The sequence below is a fragment of the Rhodococcus sp. 14-2470-1b genome, assembly GCF_002259415.1.
Lineage (GTDB): Bacteria > Actinomycetota > Actinomycetes > Mycobacteriales > Mycobacteriaceae > Rhodococcoides.
In genome coordinates this window covers 117,773-138,790 of record NZ_NPFY01000001.1, presented here as the reverse complement: position 1 = coordinate 138,790, position 21,018 = coordinate 117,773, and the positions used below count along the sequence as shown (strand labels likewise).

Here is a 21,018-nt window from a genome sequence, read left to right as displayed (position 1 = left end):
GTACGCTCACCGAGTGACCGATGTGCTCCTTGCCGAAGACGACGAAGCTATTGCCGCGCCACTGTCCCGCGCCCTCGGCCGCGAGGGGTACACGGTGACGGTCGAACAGACGGGCCCCGCTGCTCTTCAGCGTGCTCTCGACGGCAACTACGACCTCCTGATTCTGGACCTCGGCCTTCCCGGGATGGACGGTCTCGAGGTCTGCCGGCAGGTACGCGCCAACAGCTCGGATCTGGCGGTGTTGATGCTCACCGCACGCACCGACGAGGTGGATTTCGTCGTCGGGCTCGACGCGGGCGCCGACGACTACGTCGGCAAGCCGTTCCGGTTGGCAGAGCTCATGGCGCGGGTACGTGCGCTGCTGCGCCGACGAGGAACCGGCGAAGACGGGCCGATCGAGGTAGGCGACATCAGGCTCGAGCCCGCTGCTCGACGCGTGCTCGTCGGCGGCAACGAGATCTCGCTCGCCAACAAGGAATACGAGCTGCTCAAGGTGCTCCTCGAACATGCGGGGCAGGTCGTTCCCCGCGAGACCATTCTGCGTGAGGTGTGGGGTGACGCCGAACTGCGCGGTTCGAAGACACTCGACATGCACATGTCGTGGCTTCGCCGAAAGATCGGTGACGAAGGTTCGGTCGCCGAGCGCCGCATCGCGACGGTGCGTGGAGTCGGGTTCCGGATCAACAGCGACTAGTAGAAAAGCAGAGCAGCCGACACGATGCGTCGTCGCATTCTCCAATCCATTCTCGCCGTGGTCATTCTCACGGCGCTCCTGCTCGGCCTTCCGCTCATGTACACCGCGTGGCTGTGGGTCGAGGATTTCACTCGCGACGACCTGCAGCGTCGACTCGATCGAATGGCGTCGGAGATCCTCTCCCAGGAGGGTGAAGCGGGAATGGTGATCGGCGACCTGGACATCGGGTCGCTACGGCTGGCCATTCCGCAGTCCGGGCGCCTCGTCGTGGTGTTCCCGACCCCGCAGGATGCCGCGTCGCGTGTCGACATCGGCGAACCTTTCGTATCACGTCCGCTGGTCGAGTCCTTGTCGATGGGGACGTCGGGCTCACTACGGCTCGAGGTGCCGTCCGACGACATGCGGACATTGCAGCGGCAGGCGGTAGGAGCCGTCGGGCTGGTGGTGCTGGCCTCGATCCTCGCGGGCACGGCCATCGCGGTCCTCACCGCGAAACGGCTCGCCGACCCACTGCAGGACGTGGCGCGCCGAGCCGCCCGACTCGCGGAGGGCGATTTCAGACCGGATCCCACCCGGCACGGAATCGCCGAACTCGACCGAGTGTCCGAGGTGCTCGACTCCGCGACGGTGGAGATCTCCGGACGCTTGCAGCGTGAGCACTCCCTCGTGGCCGACGTGTCGCATCAGCTGCGAAGTCGGCTCACCGCCGTCCGCCTGCGCCTCGACGAATTGTCGGTCCACCCGGACCCGGACGTCGTTCAGGAGGCGGACGAGGCGATGGCCCAGGTGGACCGACTGACACTGGCGATCGACGAATTGGTCCGGTCGTCGCGTAGCGACGGTTCGGCCGGAGCCGAGGAAGTTCCCGTGATCGCCGAGCTGACCGGTCTCGTCGCGGAATGGCAGCGCAATTTCGAGGACGCCGGGCGTGAGCTGGTTCTGCGAGGTGACGTGGGTGTGACGGCGTCGGTGACCGGATCGCGGCTGCGAGAAGCGGTGTCCGTGCTGGTCGACAACGCGCTGTCGCACGGCGGCGGTACGTGCACGGTGGCCGTTCGGCTCGTGCCCGCGGTGGACACCGCGGAGCGACGACGGGAAGCTCTCGCTTGTGTGGAGGTGTCCGACGAGGGGGACGGCGTCAGCAACGACATGGCGCCGCACATCTTCGACCGCGGATTCTCCGGTGCGGGATCCACCGGCGTCGGGCTCGCGCTCGCTCGGGCGTTGGTGGAGGCCGACGGTGGTCGATTGGAACTGCAGCGTCGACGCCCCGCGATGTTCTCGGTGTTCCTGCCGGCTTCGCGGGATCAGAGCATGGGAGCGCCCCGCACTCGCGAGCCGCGGTAGCCGGCGGGAAGTCAGCTGTGGCCGAGTTGTTCCTCGGCGGCTTCTTCCTCGGTGGGGTCGAAATCGGTGGATCCAGCGGCTGCTCCGCGCGCGTTCTCTTCCGGGAAGGCGAACTTGCGCAGGGCCCAGAATCGGAACGCCATCTGCATCAGGTTGCCGATGATGTAGTTCAGCACGAAGTCGACGATCACCAGCATGGTGAGGCTCGTGTGGCCTTCACGGATGTCGAACAGGTTGTTGGCGATGAACAGAGGCGCCGCGGCAAGAATCACGCCGATGCCACTGATCGTGAAGAACAGGAGTGCCTCGTGGTGCCGTTCGCGTCCGCCTCGGTTCTTGAACGCCCACTCACGGTTGAGGATGTAGCTCAGGATCGTCGCCATCACACCGGAGATGACCTTGGCCACCACCGGCTTGGGTTCGAGCACCGTGAGGCTGAGCGAGTAGAAGATGGCGAGGTCGAACACCATCGTCGTGCCGCCGACGATGGCAAATTTGATCAGTTCGCTGTGACGAATCGCCAGCTCCCGAATTGGACCGGGGAGGCGGTGAATCACACTGTCGATCGAGGGCACAACGGAGAAGTCTACGAAACGACACCTCGATTTCACGAACCGGCGCGCAGATCATCAGACTTCTCTCAGGCCAACGACGGTCGAATCCGCCTCACATGACACGATAGGAAGCCGTGACCGGTCCACATTTCCCCTCCGACGCGGCGAACCCGCGTCCCAGTACTCCGCGTCCGTCCACCAACGGAATGCCTGTCGTGGCGATGATCGGTGGCGGCCAGCTCGCGAGGATGACCCACCAGGCAGCCGTTGCGCTCGGACAGACGCTTCGAGTGCTGTCCGCCGGTGCCGACGAGCCCGCTGCACAGGTCAGTGCGGACGTGGTGCTCGGACACCACGACGACCTCGACGCGCTCAGGGCCGCTGCAACGGGATCGAACGCGGTGACGTTCGATCACGAGCATGTGCCCACCGAGCACTTGGAGACTCTCGTCGCCGAGGGTGTCAACGTGCAGCCACCGCCGTCGGCGTTGATCTACGCGCAGGACAAGCTGAAGATGCGCCGCAAGCTCGCTGATCTCGGCATCCCGAGCCCCGAGTTCGCGGAGGTGACCTGGGCCGGCGACGTGACCGAGTTCGGCGAAGAACACGGCTGGCCCGTCGTGGTCAAGGCAATTCGGGGTGGATACGACGGCCGAGGCGTGTGGATGCCAGCCGACGCCGAGGAAGCCGAGGAGATCGTCGGTCGACAGCTCGATCTCGGCGTGCCCCTGATGGTCGAGACCAAGGTCGATCTGCGCCGCGAGCTGTCCGCGATGGTCGGGCGCTCGCCGTTCGGCCAGGGTGCGTCGTGGCCCGTCGTCGAGACGGTTCAGCGACACGGACAGTGCGCCGTGGTGATCGCGCCCGCGCCAGGTCTCGACGAGGACACTGCCATCGACGCCGAGCGCATGGCTCTGGGCCTTGCCGCAGAACTTGGTGTAGTCGGATCCATGGCGGTGGAACTCTTCGAGACGACGGACGGGCGCATCCTCGTCAACGAGCTCGCGATGCGTCCGCACAACTCGGGGCACTGGACCATGGACGGCTGCCGGACCTCGCAGTTCGAGCAGCACCTGCGAGCCGTTCTCGACTATCCGCTCGGCGACACGTCGCCCGTGGCGCCGGTGACGGTGATGGCGAACATCCTCGGCGCACCCGAGGCGCCCACGATGAGCATGGACGAGCGGCTGCATCACCTGTTCGCCCGGATGCCCGACGCCAAGGTGCACCTCTACGGCAAAGGCGAACGCAAGGATCGCAAGATCGGCCACGTCAACGTGCTCGGCGCGGCAGGCGGACGCGCCGACGACGCAGCCTATGTGGCCGCGATCAGAGAAAAGGCAGAGCGTGCCGCGCATTGGATGTCGCACGCGGAATGGACCGACGGATGGGATCCGCACGCATGAGCGACAATTCGACGGGCCCTCAGGTCGGCCTGATCATGGGAAGCGACTCGGATTGGCCGACCATGGAGGCCGCGGCGGAAGCCCTCGCAGAATTCGGTGTCCGCTTCGAGGTCGGCGTCATCTCCGCGCATCGCACTCCGCAACGCATGATCGACTACGCGAACACTGCCGCCGAACGCGGACTGAAGGTGATCATCGCGGGAGCCGGGGGAGCTGCTCACCTTCCCGGCATGGTGGCGTCGGCGACGCCGTTGCCGGTCGTGGGCGTTCCGGTGCCGTTGAAGTATCTCGACGGCATGGATTCGTTGCTGTCCATCGTGCAGATGCCGGCAGGTGTTCCGGTGGCGACGGTGTCCATCGGCGGTGCGCGTAACGCCGGCCTGCTCGCTGTACGCATCCTCGGTGCATCCGACGCTGCTCTCCGTGAGCGGATGGCCTCGTTCCAGGCCGGGCTCGAGCGGATGGTCGAGGACAAGGACGCCGCACTGCGCGCCAAGCTGCTGGGATAGTGCCGCTTTCGCTCCGGGCGCGCGTACGCCGTGCCTCACGCGGTCGGCGCCAGGTCGTCGTCGTGACCTGGCTGGCGCTTGCCTACGCGGGCCTGTGGCGAGCGAGAGTCGAGTTCGACGAGCCGAGTGCACTGTTCGTCGCGTCCGGGATGCGGTACGGCTTCGGGCGCGGTGGGACGACGATCGGCGGTGTCTACCTGACGAACTCCAACGTGTCCCGTCGGGTATTGCGCCACGAGGCCGTCCACGCCGATCAGTGGGCGCGATACGGCATCGCCTTCGCGCCGCGCTATCTCGTCGAAGAGATCCGTCGACCGGGCGCGAGAAACAGATACGAGATCGAGGCAGGCCTGGCCGACGGCGGCTATCGCATCCGACGACCGGAGTGACGAGTGAAGCGGGCTAGAGGGTCTTGGTGACCTTCTCCGTCGCGACGCGGCGTTCGGTCTTCGAGTCGTCGGGCGAGCTGACCTGAACCAAAGATGCGCCGGCGGCGAGCACCGAGAGCAGCCCGTCTATCAATTCGTCGGCCGTGGTCCACGGCAACGAGGACAGCACGCGGTCTCCCACCGCGATCGAATGCGCCTCGGCGCGGGCACGTGCGGCGCCGAGAACCTCTTCGACCGACCGACCGTCCAGAGCGCCCGATTGTCCCGACGGCCGAAACTGATCCCCGTGCACACGGACCGACGTCGCGTAATCGGTCACACCCACCGGTAGATCCGGGACCGGTCTACCGAAGGCGTCGAGCGACAGCGCCACGACCTCGGGCACGTCGCCTGCGTCGTCGATGCGCCCGCCGTGCACCAACGCGACCTCCACGTCGGGGTCCGCGCTCAGGGTGACGTCGGCGCCTGCCCACCACGCCCCGAGGAGCACTGCCGCTGTCTGCCAGTGCGCGGGAAGCAGTACCGAGACTCGTGTCCCCGGTTCCACACCCAGCTCGTCGCGGAGAAAGTTCGCGGTCTTCGCAGCCCAGTTGGCCAGCGTCACACCGGAGACCTCGACCCGCTCGCCGGTGGCGTCGTCGTAATACGTCACGCGCGGGCCGGCTGGGTCGGTTGTCAGGATGGGGTCCAGAAGTTCCTGCGTCAGAGTCGAAGCCACGCAGGGAACACTACCGCCTCAGTTGACGCACGCGGGGCCGGTGGAACCGGCGTCGATGGGGGGAGCGGGCGACTCGCCTGCCGAGCTGCCCGCAGTTTCGGAGGCAGCGGATGCGCTCGTTGCGGCAGGGGCGCCTGCCGTCCCCGGTCCGGAGTAGTCGGACGCGAGGACCACGCGCACGGTGCCACTCGTCAACGAATCGTCGCCGGCCACGCTGACACCGCCGAGCGCGGCAGCGACGGCTCTCGCTTCGTCGCTCTCGGGATCGGCGGCCTGAACCGTGGTGGTGGACACCGTCGTTCCCTCGTAGTTGCCGACGGTACCGCCGATGTACCCGAGCTCGCTCAACGTGGAGGCAACCCCGCCGGCCAGTCCGTCGATGCCGCTGTCGTTCGCGACGTCGACCGTCACCGAAGACGGATCGACCTGCGGCGCATCGGTTGTCGGGGCATCGCTGTCGTCCTCCGACGAGCCGTCCAGAAGGCCCTCGACGTACTTCTTGACTGCGGCGGGATCCACCTCGACGATGGACTCGCCGTAATCGGTCACCCCGTTGATGTCGACCGCGGGAATCGTCTCGAACTTCACCTGGCCGCCTGCAAGATCCTGCAGTCGAGTGGCGAATTGCAGTATGTCCCAATCGGAGTCGAGCACCACCGACCGTTGTACCGCCGCGCTCAACTGGTTCAGTTTGCCGGGATTGCTCAGTGTCTGTGCACTCAGCACACTGCGGACGAGCGACGCCATGAACACTTGCTGTCGCACGATGCGATCCAGATCACCGCGCGGCAGATCGTGGCGCTGCCGCACGAAGCTGAGTGCGTCGGCACCGGACAAGGTCTGCTCGCCGGCAGGAAAATTTGCACCGGACAGGGGCTCGTCGACCGGAGCGTTGAGGCACACACCGACCCCGCCGACCGCGTCGGTGAGGAGAACGAACCCGAGCAAACCGACCTCGGCGTAGTGGTCGACGGTGATGCCTGTCAGATCGGCCACCGACGTGATGAGCGCCTCGCGGCCCGCCTCGGTGGACTGGGACTCGGCGTCGGCGTCGGACACGCCGCTCTCGACGAGTTCGAGGCGCTTGTTCTCCTTGGTGGCGCCGTACGCGGCGTTGATCTTCGACATCCCGATGCCGGGCACCTGAACATAGGAGTCGCGGGGAATCGAGATCGCCGTCGCCGACGACCCGTCGTTGGGAACGCGAATCAACACGATGGTGTCGGTGTTCGACGCCACCTCCTCGCCCGCGCGCAGTGAATCGAGTTCCGCCTGCGACAGTGCGTTTCCGTGCGCATCGGTGCGGCTGTCGGTGCCCACCATCAGGATGTCCACGGCGCCGTCGGCTCCGCCGCCGAGGCCGAGCGCGCCTGCCGTCGCGATGTTGGAACGAAGGCCGTCGATGCTTCGCCACGCGAAACCGGTGACCACCAACACCATCACGGCCAGTGCCGCGACGAAGATCTGTGGTGCTCGCATCGTTCTCGCGGATCGCGCGGCAGGGGCCGACGGGTCCCGATGTGCCGGGCCGGGTCGACGGCGGTCCGTACGCTCCGTCGCGGGCCGGCCGGTCCGGCGCGGTTCGTCCTCACGGCGACGACGAGGAATCTCGCTCCTGCTCCGGTCGGCTCGTGACCTGCGGGACCCGGCCCGAGAATCGCTCCGGGGCTCCCGGCGGGCACGGGACTCGTCGGAGCGACGGCGATACTCGTCGCGGCCGGGGCGTGGGAAGTCCCCTGGCTCGTCCGACTGACCTGGCACCTGAGCGGTTCCTTCCGTTGTACGACGTTGTTCGACGATCCTGGTTCGGATCCAGGCTACTTGTGAAATCTCACTGCCTCGCTCAAGCACGGACGGCGTGCCACACTTTCCGACTGTGACGAACATTCTTGTGACCGGCGCCGGGGGGCAACTCGGACGACAGATTCTGAAACGAGCCGAGCGGGCAGGGGTACAGGTGACGGGCGTCACCAGTGCCGAACTCGACATCACCGACCGAGACTCGGTCGGGGCTGCGGTGACACCAGGGTCCGTCGTGATCAATTGCGCCGCGTACACGGCCGTCGACGCGGCCGAGACGGACGAGGACCGCGCATTCTCGGTCAACGCCGTCGGGCCCGCGAACCTGGCGCAGGCGTGTGCCGAGGCCGGGGCGCGTCTGGTGCACGTGTCGACCGACTACGTATTCGACGGCACGTCCGACGTCCCTTACCGGCCGGGTGACCCCACTGCACCGCGCAGTGCGTACGGCCGCACGAAACTCGCGGGCGAGCACGCCGTTCTCGACGCGCTTCCGACGGCGACCGTCGTCAGGACCGCGTGGGTGTACACGGGCGTCGGCTCGGACTTCGTGTCCACGATGCGCAGGTTCGAACGCGAACGAGACACCGTGCGTGTCGTCGACGACCAGGTGGGATCGCCCACCTACTCGTGGGATCTGGCGGGTGGACTGCTCGAACTCGCCGCCGCGAACTCGCCGATGCCCCCGATCCTCAACCTGACGAACGCAGGCACCGCCAGCTGGTTCCAGCTCGCCCGCGCGGTGTTCGCCGGAGTCGGTGCCGATCCGGAGCGGGTGGAGCCGTGCTCGAGTGCGGAGTTCGTCCGGCCCGCACCTCGGCCCTCGTACTCGGTACTCTCGCCCGACGCGTGGAGCGAGTCCGGCCTGACGCCGCTTCGGGACTGGCGTAACGCACTCGCCGATGCCTTGGACGCCCCGGTGCACGTGGACCGATAGGGTTGCCCGCGTGAGTTCCAAGCTGGCCGTCGTGACGGTGACCTATTCGCCCGGTGAACACCTTGACCAGTTCCTGACGTCGTTGGCGACGGCCACGTCCGAGGATCCACAGGTCATCATGGCGGACAACGGCTCGACCGACGGGGCACCGGAGGCCGCCGAGGCGAAGTACCCGAACGTGCGACTGTTCCGGACCGGCGCCAACCTCGGCTACGGAGGCGCGGTCAACCGGGCTGTCGCCGAGATCGACGACAGCGTCGAGTTCGTCGTCGTGGTCAACCCCGACGTCCGGTGGCACCCGGGATCGCTCGACGGACTTCTCGACGCAGCCGAGCGATGGCCGCGCGCAGGCGCGCTCGGACCTCTGATTCGTGAGCCGGACGGTAGCCGTTACCCGTCGGCGCGGTCGGTTCCGGATCTCACGTCCGGCGCGGGCCATGCGCTCCTCGGGAAGGTGTGGCCGAACAACCCGTGGACACTGCGATACCGGCAGGACAACGAAGCAGCCACCGAACGGGCAGTCGGATGGCTGTCGGGGTCGTGCCTGTTGCTGCGCCGTGCCGCGTTCGACTCGGTGAACGGGTTCGATTCGCGGTATTTCATGTACATGGAGGACGTGGATCTGGGTGACCGCCTCGGAACCGGCGGATGGCTCAATGTGTACGTGCCGAGTGTGGAAGTAACCCATTCCAAAGGGCATGCGGCAGGTAGGCATCCGGAACTCATGCTTCCGGCCCACCACGCGAGCGCGTATCGCTTTCAAGCGGATCGCCACCCTCATCTATGGCAAGCTCCCATACGATGGGCGTTACGCGCAGGTTTGGCGACGCGCTCGAAGGTTGTTGTGGCTTCGGCACTTCGACAGCGACAGACAGACGACACTCGACCGGACCACGACAGAGAGGCCGACAATGCCAGCTGACACGGGCAAGACCACCGATGCCGTAATCCTGGTGGGAGGCAAAGGGACTCGGCTCAGGCCGCTGACACTGTCGGCCCCGAAGCCGATGCTTCCGACTGCGGGATTGCCGTTCCTCCATCACTTGCTCGCGCGCATCAAGGCCGCCGGGATCACCCACGTGGTGCTCGGCACGTCCTTCAAAGCCGAAGTCTTCGAAGAGCATTTCGGCGACGGCTCCGAGCTGGGCATCGAGCTCGAGTACGTCACCGAGACCGAACCGCTGGGCACCGGTGGCGGAATCCGTAACGTGCTGCCGAAACTGCGTGCCGACAACGTCGTGGTGTTCAACGGTGACGTGCTCGGTGGAACCGACCTGACCGCGGTGCTCGATACCCACGCCGGTACCGAGGCGGACGTGACGCTGCACCTGGTTCGCGTCGGTGATCCCCGTGCATTCGGTTGCGTTCCCACCGACGAGGACGGACGGGTCACGGCATTCCTCGAGAAGGCTCAGGACCCACCGACCGATCAGATCAACGCAGGTTGCTACGTCTTCAAACGCGAGATCATCGAAACCATCCCCGCCGACAGGCCCGTGTCCGTCGAGCGCGAGGTGTTCCCCGCGCTGCTCGCCGAGAACAAGCGCGTCTACGGCCACGTCGACAGCGCGTACTGGCGAGACATGGGAACACCCGAGGATTTCGTTAAGGGCTCGTCGGACCTGGTGCGCGGTATCGCCCCGTCACCTGCCCTGAGTGGACCCCGCGGTGAGTTCCTCGTGCACCCGAGCGCCGGTGTGGCTCCGGGCGCACTGCTGATCGGCGGCACGGTCGTCGGCCGCGGCGCCGAGGTGGGTGCAGGTGCCCGTCTCGACGGAGCGGTCGTGTTCGACGGAGCTGTCATCGAGGCAGGCGCCGTGGTGGAGCGCTCGATCATCGGCTTCGGCGCTCGCATCGGACCTCGCGCGTTGGTCCGCGACGGCGTGATCGGAGACGGGGCGGACATCGGCGCACGGTGCGAACTTCTGCGAGGCGCCCGCGTGTGGCCGGGCGTCAAACTCCCCGACGGCGGAGTGCGTTTCTCCACCGACGTCTGACCGGGTACGTCTGACCGGGTACGTCTGACCGGGTGCGTCCCCGATCAGCGGGCAGCCGCGAGGCCGACCAGGTGGGTGATGGTGTCCACCTCGGCGGACTTCGGCAACTCGTCGATCGGCCACCACCTCAGGTCCGTCGATTCCTCGCTGCGCACTGCTGTTGCACCCGCGGGAGCGCGCACGAGGAATCTGAGGTCCAGATGGCGCGTCGGCTTGCCGAGTGAACAGGTGATCGGATGCGTGTCCGCGGACAGCAGCACAGGATCGATCGTCAGATCGTCGATGCCGGACTCCTCGCGCGCTTCCCGGAGCGCGGCATCGACGACGGTGCTGTCGGACGGTTCGCAGTGACCACCGAGTTGGATCCATCGTCCGACGCGTGGATGAAGCGTCAGCAGTACCTGCTGTCCCGAGGAATCGAGTACCAGCGACGACGCCGTGATGTGGCCGGCTTCGTTGGAGCGAAGGCAGCCGTCGGGGCACGCCGCGAGAAACGCGAGCATGGTGTGCCGCAGGGCATCGTCGCGGGCGTCGCCGACAGGCCAGTCCTCGAGCACACGTCGAGCGGAGACGTGCAGCGAGCGAGCGCTCACCTCACATCTCCAGCAGCTCGGAGCCCGGTGCAGTGCGCACACGAGGTTCCGACGGTTCGGCCGGGTGCCCGATTGCAATGGCCCCCATGGCTTTCCAATCGGCCCGTAGGCCGAGCTCGGACCGAACGAGGTCGGAGACGAAGATCGTCGACCCTACCCAGCAGCTACCGAGACCCCGTACTGCCAACGAGACCAGCAGTCCCTGCACGGCGGCGCCGACCGCGACGGTGAACATCGTCTCCTCGGCTGCTGTCCGGCGGGCGTCGGGATAGGTGTGCGCCCCGTCTGGAACGCAGAACGGAATCACTATCTCCGGTGCGTCGACCAGAATGTTGCCGCGAGCGACTCGTGCATCGATCGCACTCGGGGCGAGGCCGTCCGACTCGAGATCCATCCGCCATGCCTTCTGCATCTCGCTGAGCAGTCGGGTGCGCAGCGCGGGAGTTCTCACCCACACGAATCTGACGGGGTGGGTGTGGTGCGGTGCCGGTGCGGTCAGAGCGTCGGCCACGGCGTCGCGAACGATGTCGGGGTCGACCGAGTCCGGAGCGAACGACCGAACCGAACGACGCGACGGGACGGCCTCGCGCCTGCCGCGTGCGATCGATTCTTGCGTCCCGAGCCAGAACAGATCGTCTTCGCCGGGACGCACGAGATCGCGTGCGCGCGAACCGTTGTCGACCGGGGTCAACCCGCGAACGACCGCCACCGGAACCGAACCGAGCTTGCCCTTGACGAGATCACCGGCCGCAGCGATCTCGTCCGCGACGGCGACCTCGGTGACCACGAGTTCGTTCCCCTGACTGTCCTCGGCACCGGCGTACGCGTGCACCACGGCGAGGCCTGCACTTCCGATGGCCGCGTCCGTCTGCCCGACCCGCCACGCACGCCCCATCGTGTCGGTAACCACGACACCGACCGTGACACCGAGCGACTCCGCCAGCGCAGCCCGAAGACCGGCCGCGCTCGCATCGGGATCCTCGGGGAGCAGCGCGAGTTCTGCCCGGTCCACGTTGGACCCGTCGATACCCGACGCGGCCTGGACGATGCCGAGACGGTTCTCGGTGATGAGTGTGCGGCCCTTACGCGCGACGACACGAACAGCCTCCTGATCGACGAGCACACGCCGCGCGGCATCGCGTTCCTCCGGGTCCAGCGGAGCGGCGACCAGTCGACCTTCCACCTTCGAGAACGCCTTGCTCGTCACCACGAGGACGTCGTCGTCGCGAATCCACGGCGCGGCCGTCGCGATGGCCGCAGCGAGGTCGTCGCCCGGGCGGAACTCGGGAAGCCCTGTGACCGGTAGGATCTCGATACCGCCGCCCGGCGCGTGATCGCCGGGCACAGGGGAGCCTGCCTGTTCGGTCACAGCGCCAGCCCTGCCGAACGTAGAGCAACGGCTGCCATCTCGGCCGTGGTGGCCGGATCGGTCATCAACAGCGGCACACTGAGGACGTCGACGCCGGGAATCTCTGCCGTGTCGGTGGAATGGATCATCCACGAGTCGAGGATGCCCGTGTCGGTGCGAGCGCCGTAGTACTTTCCGACCGCCTCGGCAGTGGTCTCGACGCCGATGACCGACAGGCATTCGTCGGCCATCCCTCGCAGGGGCCTGCCGTCGACGACAGGGGACAGGCCGACGACCTTGGCCTTCGTGGTGCGCAAGGCGCTGCGGATCCCGGGGACGGCAAGGATCGCCCCGACACTCACGACTGGATTCGACGGAGCCAGGATGACGGCGTCGGCGTCGGCAATGGCGTCGAGCACACCGGAGGCTGGACTGGCCTGTTCCGCGCCGATGTGGGCGAAGCTGTGCGTCGGGATTCGAGCCCGGTAGCGAACCCACCACTCCTGGAAGTGAATCGCGCGCTGACTCTCACCCGACTCGTCGTCGGGGTCGGTGACGACGACGTGCGTCTCGCTCCGATCGTCGGAAACGGGAAGGAGGCGAACTCCGGGCTGCCACCGGTTGCACAGCGCTTCGGTGACAGCGGAGAGCGGGTACCCGGTCCGCAGCATCCGGCTACGGATCAAGTGTGTGGCGATGTCGCGGTCGCCGAGACCGAACCAGTCCGGATCCGCTCCGTACGCGGCGAGCTCGTCGCGCGCGTGCCACGTTTCGGCGATGCGGCCCCATCCTCGGTCGGTGTCGATGCCCCCGCCGAGTGTGTACATACAGGTGTCCAGATCCGGACAGATCCGAAGCCCGTGCATCCACACGTCGTCCCCGACGTTGACGATCGCGGTGATGTCACCGCCACCGCCGAGCAGTTCCTTGAGGCCCTGAAGAAATCGCGCTCCACCGACCCCGCCCACCAAGACAGTCACTTTCACAGCTGAGGAGCCTATGCCTTGCCGGACGCCTGTGTGTGGGCGCCTCGTGTCCGGCCGTGCTCGAGGCATGTTTAGCTGCCTGTTCACGGGGACGACACGCGCGGAACGGCCGTTGATTCGGGGTGTCGGCCGATTTCGGGCCGTAGATGGTATTGGAAATGTGCCCATCAGCTTGACCGCACCACTGTGCGGCGTGTCTAATCACATGTATGTCATTCCAGGGTTGCCGAGCGAGTGTGCTTGGTGCCGACCTTGATTCGAACACGCGTTCCCATGTGGCGCCATTTCGTGGATACGTGTAGTAAAGGTCGAGAGTTCAGAGTGATTACGAATACCGGCGTGGGGCAAGGTGTTCGGACCGACCGGATGTATCTGCGCTAGAAGAAATGGTGAGGAGGCGGAAGCGATGTATGACCAGCACGTGACACGTGAACAACAGGGCGAGGCTCTTGCTCACCTCAGCGCAGTCGACGGCGCGCCGCAGACCGATTCTCGAGCAGGCGCAGCACGAAGCGACTGCGACAACGCAATTCAGAACGGTGCCCGAGGAGTCGAGGTCGTTCCGGTGGACGCGGGCGCCGCGTACGTCGATGCGACGCCGGCCGACGACGTCGAGCCCGACGACACCGAACACGTCGCCGCGCTTTCCGACGAAACCGATTCCGACGAAACCGATTCCGACGAGACCGATCTCGATGTCGTTCGGGACTCGGTGAAGCCTGTGCTCAGCTTGATCGCGGGATTCGATCAGATGTTCGAGGAGATCGAGGATCAGTGGCAGGAGCGCGCACTGTGCGCTCAGACCGATCCGGAGGCCTTCTTCCCGGAGAAGGGCGGATCCACGCGTGAGGCGAAGCGTATCTGCCTCGGCTGCGAGGTGAAGGACGAGTGCCTCGAGTACGCGCTCGCCAACGACGAGCGTTTCGGAATCTGGGGCGGACTGTCCGAGCGTGAGCGCCGGCGCCTCAAGCGCGGCATCGTCTGACCCTGCCGCGATTCCGAAGCGGCTGTGTGCACCGACGTCCGGTTCTTCCGGGTCGTTGCCGGTTGTCCGTCAGTCCTCGTCGGGCAGCGGGTCCACTACATCCGGGTCGACGCCCAGGTAAGTGGCGACCTGCTCCACCAGAATGTCGAACAGTAGATCTTCCAGGTCCTCGGGATGTTTCGCACGTCGCTCCAGCGGACGGCGGAACAGCACGATCCGAGCGCGTGTGGTTTCTCCGCGCTTGTCGATTCCCGCCGGTACCAGCCGAGAGAGCGGCACCGGGCCTTCTGCCACTACTTCGGGTGGCCAGTTCACCGATTCCGGGTCCTTCGCGCGAATCTTCGGGACCTCGTCCACTGCGATGTCGAGACGTTCGAGCTTGTCGTGCCACCGGTGGTCGATGCGCGCGAATGCTTCGAGGACTGCGCGGTCGAATTTGTCGGCCCGCGATCGATGACCGGGAAGCGACGCGGGGAGGATCGGACCGCGAATACCGCGGCCTCGCCGTGATGCGGATCGGGAGGTCGTTCTGCGTCCGGAGCCGGTTCGAGCCATGCCGAGAGGCTATCGGTGCCGTTGCGCGGTGTGTCGAGCGGCTCGGCGTCGGAGTGGGGGACTACTCTCTTCCGTGTGAGATCTATGCGTGGATGCTGCCGCCCTGGGTGCAACCGATCGGCCGTTGCGACGCTCACGTATGTCTACTCCGATTCCACCGCTGTCGTCGGGCCGCTGGCCACCGTCGACGAGCCGCATTCCTGGGATCTGTGCGAGGTGCATGCCTCGACCACCACAGCACCCAAGGGATGGGAGATGGTTCGGTACGAAGGTGGGTTCACCACCTCGACTCCGGACGAGGACGATCTGACGGCGCTGGCGGAAGCCGTCCGCGAAGCCGGCCGCGGAGACCGCGTTCGCGACGACGCCCCCCGACCCAGTGCCGGTGTCCGGTCCGCTACGGAGTCCACGCAGGACCGCCGCGCGGCTTCGCCCGTCAGAACCGGGCGACGCGGCCATTTGAGGGTGCTTCCCGATCCGACGGCTTGATCGGTAGCCCGAAACTGCAATTGCGGTCCGCTGCTTTGTCGTTCGGATGATCGACCCAGGCATCATTTCTGTCACATCTGGTGTGAGTCATCGCGACGTCCACCTCCATCTGTGACACATTCGTAGGTGAGTGCGCCCTCGATTCGCGCTCGCAGTTGAACCATTCGAAACCCCGAGGAGTCGTTCGTGGCACGCACTGCCGAAGCCGTCAATGCAGTCATCAAGGCCTACGACGTGCGGGGGGTGGTCGGCGAGCAGATCGATGCCGAGTTCGTTCGCGACGTCGGTGCTTCCTTCGCTCGTCTGGTGCGCGAACCCGGCGTCACGCGCATCGTGATCGGCCACGACATGCGGGCATCGTCACCCGAGTTGTCGCGTGCGTTCGCCGACGGCGTCACCTCGCAGGGCCTCGACGTGGTGTTGATCGGTCTCGCGTCGACGGATCAGCTGTACTTCGCTTCGGGATCGTTCGACTGCCCCGGCGCAATGTTCACCGCGAGTCACAATCCGGCGAAGTACAACGGCATCAAACTCTGCCGTGCCGGTGCCAAGCCGGTCGGTCAGGACACGGGTCTTGCGACCATCAAGTCCGAGCTCGTCGACGGCGTCCCGGCGTACGACGGAAAGCCGGGCTCGGTCACCGAACAGGATGTCCTCGTCGATTACGCGACATTCGTCAGGGGCCTTGTCGACCTGTCACGGGTGTCCGGAGTCAAGATCGCCGTCGACGCCGGTAACGGGATGGGCGGCCACACGGTTCCGGCCGTGTTCGACGGGTTGCCCGTCACCGTCGAACCGCTGTACTTCGAGCTGGACGGCACGTTCCCCAACCACGAGGCCAACCCTCTCGATCCAGCGAACCTGGTGGACCTGCAGAAGTTCGTGCGAGAGACCGGTGCGGACATCGGGCTCGCTTTCGACGGAGACGCCGACCGATGCTTCGTCGTCGACGAGAACGGCGACCCGGTGTCTCCCTCCGCGGTGACCGGCCTCGTCGCCGAGCGTGAACTGCGCGGCGAACCCGGAGCGACGATCATTCACAACCTGATCACATCGAGGGCGGTGCCGGAGCTGGTGACCGCGCTCGGCGGTACCCCGGTGCGTACTCGCGTCGGCCACTCGTTCATCAAGCAGCAGATGGCGGAGACCGGAGCGATCTTCGGCGGAGAACACTCCGCGCACTACTACTTCAAGAACTTCTGGGGCGCCGACTCAGGCATGTTGGCGGCATTGCACGTTCTCGCGGCACTCGGTTCGCAGGACCGTCCGCTCAGCGAGCTCATGCGTGGGTACGAGACGTACTCGGCGTCGGGCGAGATCAACTCCACCGTCGACGATGCCGCAGCGCGGACGTCGGCAGTGCTCGACGCGTTCGCCGACCGCACTGCCGGAGTCGATCGGCTCGACGGAGTGACAGTGGATCTGAACGGAGGCGCCTGGTTCAACCTGCGTGCGTCCAACACCGAACCGCTTCTCCGGCTCAACGTCGAGGCCCGTACCTCGGACGAAGTGGACGCCTTGACGACCGAGATTCTCGGCATCGTCCGAGGCTGATCGGCGGCGCACTACTCCGTCCGAACTGTATTAATGGACGCGGCGGTGGGTATGCGGGCACCATCGGTGGCAGAAACGGCGAGTCGAATCGGGAAGGACGGTGGCACTGCGATGACTACTCTGACGCCTGCACTGGATCTGGACGATTCGGACGCTCTCGCCAAGGCCGATGTCGAAGGCTGGTTGCGCAGCGCGGCGCTGGCCGGGGCACAGGCCCGTGCGACGATGTCCTCCTACGAGGACGTCGTCGGTGACCGATTGTCGGACCTCCGTCCCCGCAGCGTGGTATTCGTTGCCGGTGGCGGTCGCGCCCGGCGCGCCACCGCGATGGTCGTCGCTGCCGTGGGAGCCCGGATCGGCGTCCCGTTGGTCGTATCGGACGGCACACCGCCGTGGGTCGGCCCCCTCGATGTCGTGGTGATCTGTGGAGACGACGCAGGGGATCCCCGGTTGTCGGAGGCCACTGCTGCTGCCGTGCGACGCGGCGCCGAAACCGTACTCGTCACTCCGGACGAGGGGCCGCTCCGTTCGGCGGCGGCCGGACGCGCGCTGTTCCTGGCGCCGCGGGTGTCGGTGCGTGAACCGAACGCACTGATGCGCTACGTCGCTGCTGCGGTGTGCGTTCTGGGTGCATTGTCGTCCGGCGCCTACCGAGCGTTGCTCCCCGATCTCGCTCGCCTCGCCGACGCGCTGGACGAGGAAGCGTCGCGAAATCATCCTCGGCACGAGATCTTTCACAATCCGGCCAAGTCCATCGCGTCACGCATCTCAGGGCGCCGAGCGGTGTTCACCGGAGTGAGCGCACTCGCGGTGGAGACGGCACGGCACGGCGGCGAAGTGCTGTTCCGCGTCGCGGGAGTAGTGGCGGCGTCCGGCGATCTACCGGACGTGGTGGCAGCCGGAGTGCAGGCTGCCGGTGCCTCGTCCGAGATGCCGGCCGACTACGACCCGTTCTTCCACGACGACCAACTCGACGGTCCGAGACCGCAACCCGGCGTCCGGGTGTTCGTCGCCGCCGCGCCGACCGGCGCACTGGATGCCGACCGTCGTACTGCGGCTCTCGACGACGTGGAGATTCTCGTCGCGGGCGGCGACGATGCCGCGTCAGAGCCGGTTCCTGCCGTCGGCCCCGTCTCCGACCGGAGCAGTGCGCGGGATCCACTCCTGTCCGAGATGGTCGGGGAATTCGAATCGATGACACTGTTGGCCACGCGGCTGGAGATGGCTGCCGCGTACTTACATCTGATGGGCGGTGACTAGTGCAACCACTGCACGGTGCGGTTCGGTCGTACGCGTGGGGATCGAGAACCTCGCTTGCGCAGTTGCAAGGACGGCAAGTGCCGTCGGAACATCCAGAGGCAGAGATCTGGCTGGGCGCCCATCCCGCCGACCCTGCTCGGATCGGGCCAGGGGATTCCACTCGATCGCTGCTCGAGGTAATCGACGATGATCCCGATCGTGAGCTCGGAGCCACCACCTCGCACGAGTACGGGGGCCGGTTGCCGTTCCTGCTCAAGCTGCTCGCCGCCGACGAACCCCTGTCCCTCCAAGCGCACCCGAGTTCCGTTCAAGCGAAGGAGGGCTTTGCGCGCGAGGAGGCACGTCGAGTTCCGATCGACTCGCCGGTCCGCAATTATCGAGACGCGTCACACAAGCCGGAACTGATCGTCGCGCTCACCGAATTCCATGCGCTGGCAGGCTTTCGGTCCCCGAGGCGCACCGTCGAATTCATCGATGCGCTCGGTGTGGATGCGCTCTCCGGGTACCGGTCGCTGCTCGCCGACCAACCTGACCAAGCCGGACTGCGCACGGTGTTCACGTCATGGATCACGTTGCCGGGTCCTGCACTCGATGCTCTCCTCCCGTTGGTGGCCGAGGGATGCATCCGCTACTTGTCGACGGGTGCGCACGCCGATGACGGCAAATTCGTCGACGAGGCACGGACATTGTTGGAACTGGGGGAGTCCTACCCAGGCGATGCAGGCGTTCTGGCCGCGCTTCTCCTCAACCGGGTGACGTTGTCACCCGGGCAAGGGCTCTACCTGGATGCCGGCAACCTGCACGCGTACCTGTCCGGTACCGGCGTGGAGATCATGGCCAACTCCGACAACGTTCTTCGCGGAGGACTGACGCCGAAGCACGTCGACGTACCGGAGTTGCTGAGAGTGCTCGATTTCGAGCCCGCCGAGGTGAACATCCTCGATCCCGAGGTATCCGGCGATTCCTCGACGATCGTCTACGACACGCCTGCACCGGAGTTCGCGCTGTCCCGGACGGCGCTCACGGACGGCGCGTCGGCCACTCTCGCCAGTGTCGGCCCGCAGATCGTGCTGTGCACCGAGGGCCGGGTGGCCGTGCAGGACGGTGAGAGCGAGCAGATCGTCGAACGCGGCTCGGCAGTATGGGTCTCGGCGTCGGAGGCAGCCCCGACCGTGACCGCCCGGTGGGGCGACGCCGAAGTGTTCCGCGGAACGGTGGGCAACTTCCGCGTCTGAGGCACGCGTTCGCTCGAGTTGCATCGAGCCGGCGTGCCGACGCCTTAGGGTGTTACCGAAGGTGTTCGAGTGACACACACCAGACGGTATCGACAGGTGGAAGCAGAGAAGATGGAACAAGAGCGTTCGAGCGGACCGGCTCGCAGGACTGGAATATTCCGAACGAAGTCGGTCGAGGATTCCATCCGCGACACGGACGAACCGGATACCAAGCTCCGCAAGGATCTGAACTCGTGGGACCTGACCGTCTTCGGCGTCGCCGTCGTCATCGGTGCCGGAATCTTCACGTTGACTGCGCGTACCGCTGGCAACGTCGCCGGGCCGTCCGTGTCGCTGGCCTTCGTGCTCGCTGCGGTCGCCTGTGGTCTCGCGGCGCTGTGCTACGCCGAGTTCGCATCGACGGTGCCGGTGGCCGGCAGCGCGTACACGTTCTCCTACGCCACGTTCGGTGAGTTCATCGCCTGGATCATCGGATGGGACCTGATACTCGAGTTCGCGCTCGCCTCGTCCGTCGTGGCCAAAGGCTGGTCGTTGTATCTGGGGGAGGTGCTCGGTTCCTCGTCGCCGATCGTGACCATCGGCCCGTTGGACGTGGACTGGGGCGCGTTCCTGATCGTTGTCGTCATCACCGTCCTGCTGGCGAGCGGAACCAAACTCTCCTCACGGGTGTCGTTGGTGATCACCGCGATCAAGGTCGCAGTGGTACTGCTGGTCGTGGTCGTCGGAGCCTTCTACATCAAGGCCGAGAACTACTCGCCCTACATTCCGCCCGCCGAGCAAGGATCGACCGGCGAGGGAATCCATCAGTCCCTGTTCTCGTTCGTCACCGGAGCCGGTGGCAGCACCTTCGGCTGGTACGGGCTTCTGGCCGCCGCGAGCCTTGTGTTCTTCGCGTTCATCGGGTTCGACGTCGTCGCGACGACTGCCGAGGAAACGAAGGAACCGCAGAAGGCATTGCCGCGTGGCATCCTCGGATCACTGGCCATCGTCACCGTGCTGTATGTCGCCGTGACGCTCGTCCTGACCGGGATGGTCAAGTACACCGAACTGGCAGGTGACAGTTCGACTCTGGCGACAGCCTTCGACCTGAACGGTCTGACGTGGGCCAAGAACATCATCTCGTTCGGTGCTCTTGCCGGTCTGACAACCGTGGTGATGGTGCTGATGCTCGGTCAGACCCGCGTGCTGTTCGCGATGTCGCGCGACGGGCTGGTGCCGACCTCGCTGGCGCATACCGGCAAGCGCGGCACTCCGGTTCGCATCACAATCCTCGTCGGTGTGGTGGTCGCGGTTCTCGCCGCGTTCTTCCCGATCGGCGTCCTCGAAGAGATGGTCAACATCGGCACCCTCTTCGCATTCGTACTGGTGTCCATCGGCGTCGTGGTGTTGCGACGCACCAGACCGGACTTGCCGCGTGGGTTCAAGGTCCCCCTCATGCCGATAGTCCCCATCCTGGCCGTGGTTGCCTGCCTGTGGTTGATGGTCAACCTCTCGGTCGAGACATGGCTTCGATTCATCGGCTGGATGGTCATCGGCGTGGTGATCTACTTCGTCTACAGCAAGCGCAACGTGGAGAAGACTCTGCGCGCGCGTGAGCAGGCTCGTTCGTCCAAGTAAGAAGTTGTTCGACCAACCCCTGTATCGGAACTTCTGCCTGTTATA

The 21,018-nt window shown here is 66.1% G+C and carries 21 protein-coding genes; 14 read left to right on the top strand and 7 right to left on the bottom strand.

Going from position 1 to position 21,018, the window contains the following annotated elements:
• Nucleotides 1–13 precede the first annotated feature (13 nt).
• Together CH293_RS00665 and CH293_RS00660 are read left to right on the top strand one after the other, a co-directional pair.
• Nucleotides 14–694: a response regulator transcription factor gene (locus CH293_RS00665; RefSeq protein WP_019666142.1), complete on the top strand. Its 681-nt coding sequence runs from the start codon at nt 14–16 to the stop codon at nt 692–694.
• A 24-nt stretch (nt 695–718) separates the two neighbouring features.
• Nucleotides 719–2,041 (top strand): HAMP domain-containing sensor histidine kinase, encoded by a 1,323-nt coding sequence (locus tag CH293_RS00660; RefSeq protein ID WP_037111167.1) that lies wholly within the window; start codon nt 719–721, stop codon nt 2,039–2,041.
• An 11-nt stretch (nt 2,042–2,052) separates the two neighbouring features.
• Here the strand turns inward: CH293_RS00660 and CH293_RS00655 are convergent, their stop codons facing one another.
• Nucleotides 2,053–2,616, bottom strand: coding sequence for a GtrA family protein (locus tag CH293_RS00655; protein WP_037111164.1), 564 nt, complete (start codon nt 2,614–2,616; stop codon nt 2,053–2,055).
• Between the two features lie 185 nt (nt 2,617–2,801).
• On the opposite strand from CH293_RS00655, the gene CH293_RS00650 reads away from it, so the two are divergent.
• The 3 genes from CH293_RS00650 to CH293_RS00640 all read left to right on the top strand — a co-directional run bounded on the left by CH293_RS00650 (nt 2,802) and on the right by CH293_RS00640 (nt 4,899).
• Complete coding sequence (locus CH293_RS00650) at nt 2,802–4,001, top strand: 5-(carboxyamino)imidazole ribonucleotide synthase (protein WP_255122643.1); 1,200 nt, start codon at nt 2,802–2,804, stop codon at nt 3,999–4,001.
• Complete coding sequence (purE, locus tag CH293_RS00645; RefSeq protein WP_026347956.1) at nt 3,998–4,510, top strand: 5-(carboxyamino)imidazole ribonucleotide mutase; 513 nt, start codon at nt 3,998–4,000, stop codon at nt 4,508–4,510. The genes CH293_RS00650 and purE overlap by 4 nt, the downstream gene beginning before the upstream one ends.
• A 62-nt stretch (nt 4,511–4,572) precedes the next feature.
• Nucleotides 4,573–4,899 carry a hypothetical protein gene (locus tag CH293_RS00640; protein WP_037111160.1) on the top strand — a complete coding sequence of 109 codons (327 nt, stop codon included), beginning with the start codon at nt 4,573–4,575 and terminating at the stop codon, nt 4,897–4,899.
• A 13-nt stretch (nt 4,900–4,912) separates the two neighbouring features.
• Here the strand turns inward: CH293_RS00640 and CH293_RS00635 are convergent, their stop codons facing one another.
• Nucleotides 4,913–5,617 (bottom strand): TIGR03089 family protein, encoded by a 705-nt coding sequence (locus tag CH293_RS00635; RefSeq protein WP_037111158.1) that lies wholly within the window; start codon nt 5,615–5,617, stop codon nt 4,913–4,915.
• Nucleotides 5,618–5,635: 18 nt separating this feature from the next.
• On the bottom strand, nt 5,636–7,096 hold the full coding sequence (locus CH293_RS00630; protein WP_037111156.1) for an LCP family protein: 1,461 nt from the start codon (nt 7,094–7,096) through the stop codon (nt 5,636–5,638).
• A 397-nt stretch (nt 7,097–7,493) separates the two neighbouring features.
• On the opposite strand from CH293_RS00630, the gene rfbD reads away from it, so the two are divergent.
• Genes rfbD through CH293_RS00615 form a run of 3 tightly spaced genes read left to right on the top strand, consistent with a single transcriptional unit; the run spans nt 7,494 to nt 10,351 of the window.
• On the top strand, nt 7,494–8,354 hold the full coding sequence (gene rfbD, locus CH293_RS00625) for a dTDP-4-dehydrorhamnose reductase (protein ID WP_094719061.1): 861 nt from the start codon (nt 7,494–7,496) through the stop codon (nt 8,352–8,354).
• Nucleotides 8,355–8,364: 10 nt separating this feature from the next.
• Nucleotides 8,365–9,276, top strand: a complete 912-nt coding sequence (locus tag CH293_RS00620) for a glycosyltransferase family 2 protein (protein WP_037111153.1) — start codon at nt 8,365–8,367, stop codon at nt 9,274–9,276.
• Nucleotides 9,266–10,351 (top strand): sugar phosphate nucleotidyltransferase, encoded by a 1,086-nt coding sequence (locus CH293_RS00615; RefSeq protein WP_094719060.1) that lies wholly within the window; start codon nt 9,266–9,268, stop codon nt 10,349–10,351. Before CH293_RS00620 ends, CH293_RS00615 begins: the two co-directional genes overlap by 11 nt.
• A gap of 44 nt (nt 10,352–10,395) precedes the next feature.
• Here CH293_RS00615 and CH293_RS00610 read toward each other — a convergent pair whose 3' ends face one another.
• The 3 genes from CH293_RS00610 to cofD are packed head-to-tail and all read right to left on the bottom strand — an operon-like array spanning nt 10,396 to nt 13,278.
• Nucleotides 10,396–10,944: an NUDIX hydrolase gene (locus CH293_RS00610; protein WP_176459859.1), complete on the bottom strand. Its 549-nt coding sequence runs from the start codon at nt 10,942–10,944 to the stop codon at nt 10,396–10,398.
• A 1-nt stretch (nt 10,945) separates the two neighbouring features.
• Entirely contained in the window at nt 10,946–12,313 is a 1,368-nt protein-coding gene (locus CH293_RS00605; RefSeq protein ID WP_094719059.1) for a coenzyme F420-0:L-glutamate ligase, read from the bottom strand.
• On the bottom strand, nt 12,310–13,278 hold the full coding sequence (gene cofD / locus CH293_RS00600) for a 2-phospho-L-lactate transferase (protein WP_094719058.1): 969 nt from the start codon (nt 13,276–13,278) through the stop codon (nt 12,310–12,312). Before cofD ends, CH293_RS00605 begins: the two co-directional genes overlap by 4 nt.
• Nucleotides 13,279–14,029: 751 nt before the next feature.
• Here cofD and CH293_RS00595 point away from each other — a divergent pair.
• Complete coding sequence (locus CH293_RS00595) at nt 14,030–14,263, top strand: WhiB family transcriptional regulator (RefSeq protein ID WP_027498876.1); 234 nt, start codon at nt 14,030–14,032, stop codon at nt 14,261–14,263.
• Nucleotides 14,264–14,332: 69 nt separating this feature from the next.
• Here CH293_RS00595 and CH293_RS00590 read toward each other — a convergent pair whose 3' ends face one another.
• On the bottom strand, nt 14,333–14,818 hold the full coding sequence (locus tag CH293_RS00590; RefSeq protein ID WP_019666127.1) for a metallopeptidase family protein: 486 nt from the start codon (nt 14,816–14,818) through the stop codon (nt 14,333–14,335).
• Between the two features lie 75 nt (nt 14,819–14,893).
• On the opposite strand from CH293_RS00590, the gene CH293_RS00585 reads away from it, so the two are divergent.
• From CH293_RS00585 to CH293_RS00565, 5 genes are all read left to right on the top strand, one after another.
• Complete coding sequence (locus CH293_RS00585) at nt 14,894–15,307, top strand: DUF3499 domain-containing protein (RefSeq protein WP_206539368.1); 414 nt, start codon at nt 14,894–14,896, stop codon at nt 15,305–15,307.
• Nucleotides 15,308–15,493: 186 nt separating this feature from the next.
• Entirely contained in the window at nt 15,494–16,861 is a 1,368-nt protein-coding gene (locus tag CH293_RS00580) for a phosphomannomutase/phosphoglucomutase (protein WP_037111142.1), read from the top strand.
• Between the two features lie 111 nt (nt 16,862–16,972).
• Nucleotides 16,973–18,121, top strand: a complete 1,149-nt coding sequence (locus CH293_RS00575) for a tobH protein (RefSeq protein WP_094719103.1) — start codon at nt 16,973–16,975, stop codon at nt 18,119–18,121.
• Nucleotides 18,121–19,356: a mannose-6-phosphate isomerase, class I gene (gene manA, locus CH293_RS00570; protein WP_094653288.1), complete on the top strand. Its 1,236-nt coding sequence runs from the start codon at nt 18,121–18,123 to the stop codon at nt 19,354–19,356. The genes CH293_RS00575 and manA overlap by 1 nt, the downstream gene beginning before the upstream one ends.
• Before the next feature lie 111 nt (nt 19,357–19,467).
• On the top strand, nt 19,468–20,973 hold the full coding sequence (locus CH293_RS00565; RefSeq protein ID WP_176459864.1) for an amino acid permease: 1,506 nt from the start codon (nt 19,468–19,470) through the stop codon (nt 20,971–20,973).
• Nucleotides 20,974–21,018 lie beyond the last annotated feature (45 nt).

Excerpts from the sequence above, each read along its gene's own strand:
- CH293_RS00660 (WP_037111167.1), top strand. The coding sequence starts at position 719 with ATGCGTCGTCGCATTCTCCAATCCATTCTCGCCGTGGTCATTCTCACG.
- CH293_RS00650 (WP_255122643.1), top strand. The coding sequence starts at position 2,802 with ATGCCTGTCGTGGCGATGATCGGTGGCGGCCAGCTCGCGAGGATGACC.
- purE (WP_026347956.1), top strand. The coding sequence starts at position 3,998 with ATGAGCGACAATTCGACGGGCCCTCAGGTCGGCCTGATCATGGGAAGC.
- CH293_RS00630 (WP_037111156.1), bottom strand. The coding sequence starts at position 7,096 with ATGCGAGCACCACAGATCTTCGTCGCGGCACTGGCCGTGATGGTGTTG.
- CH293_RS00615 (WP_094719060.1), top strand. The coding sequence starts at position 9,266 with ATGCCAGCTGACACGGGCAAGACCACCGATGCCGTAATCCTGGTGGGA.
- CH293_RS00595 (WP_027498876.1), top strand. The coding sequence starts at position 14,030 with ATGTTCGAGGAGATCGAGGATCAGTGGCAGGAGCGCGCACTGTGCGCT.
- CH293_RS00590 (WP_019666127.1), bottom strand. The coding sequence starts at position 14,818 with ATGGCTCGAACCGGCTCCGGACGCAGAACGACCTCCCGATCCGCATCA.
- CH293_RS00575 (WP_094719103.1), top strand. The coding sequence starts at position 16,973 with ATGACTACTCTGACGCCTGCACTGGATCTGGACGATTCGGACGCTCTC.
- CH293_RS00565 (WP_176459864.1), top strand. The coding sequence starts at position 19,468 with ATGGAACAAGAGCGTTCGAGCGGACCGGCTCGCAGGACTGGAATATTC.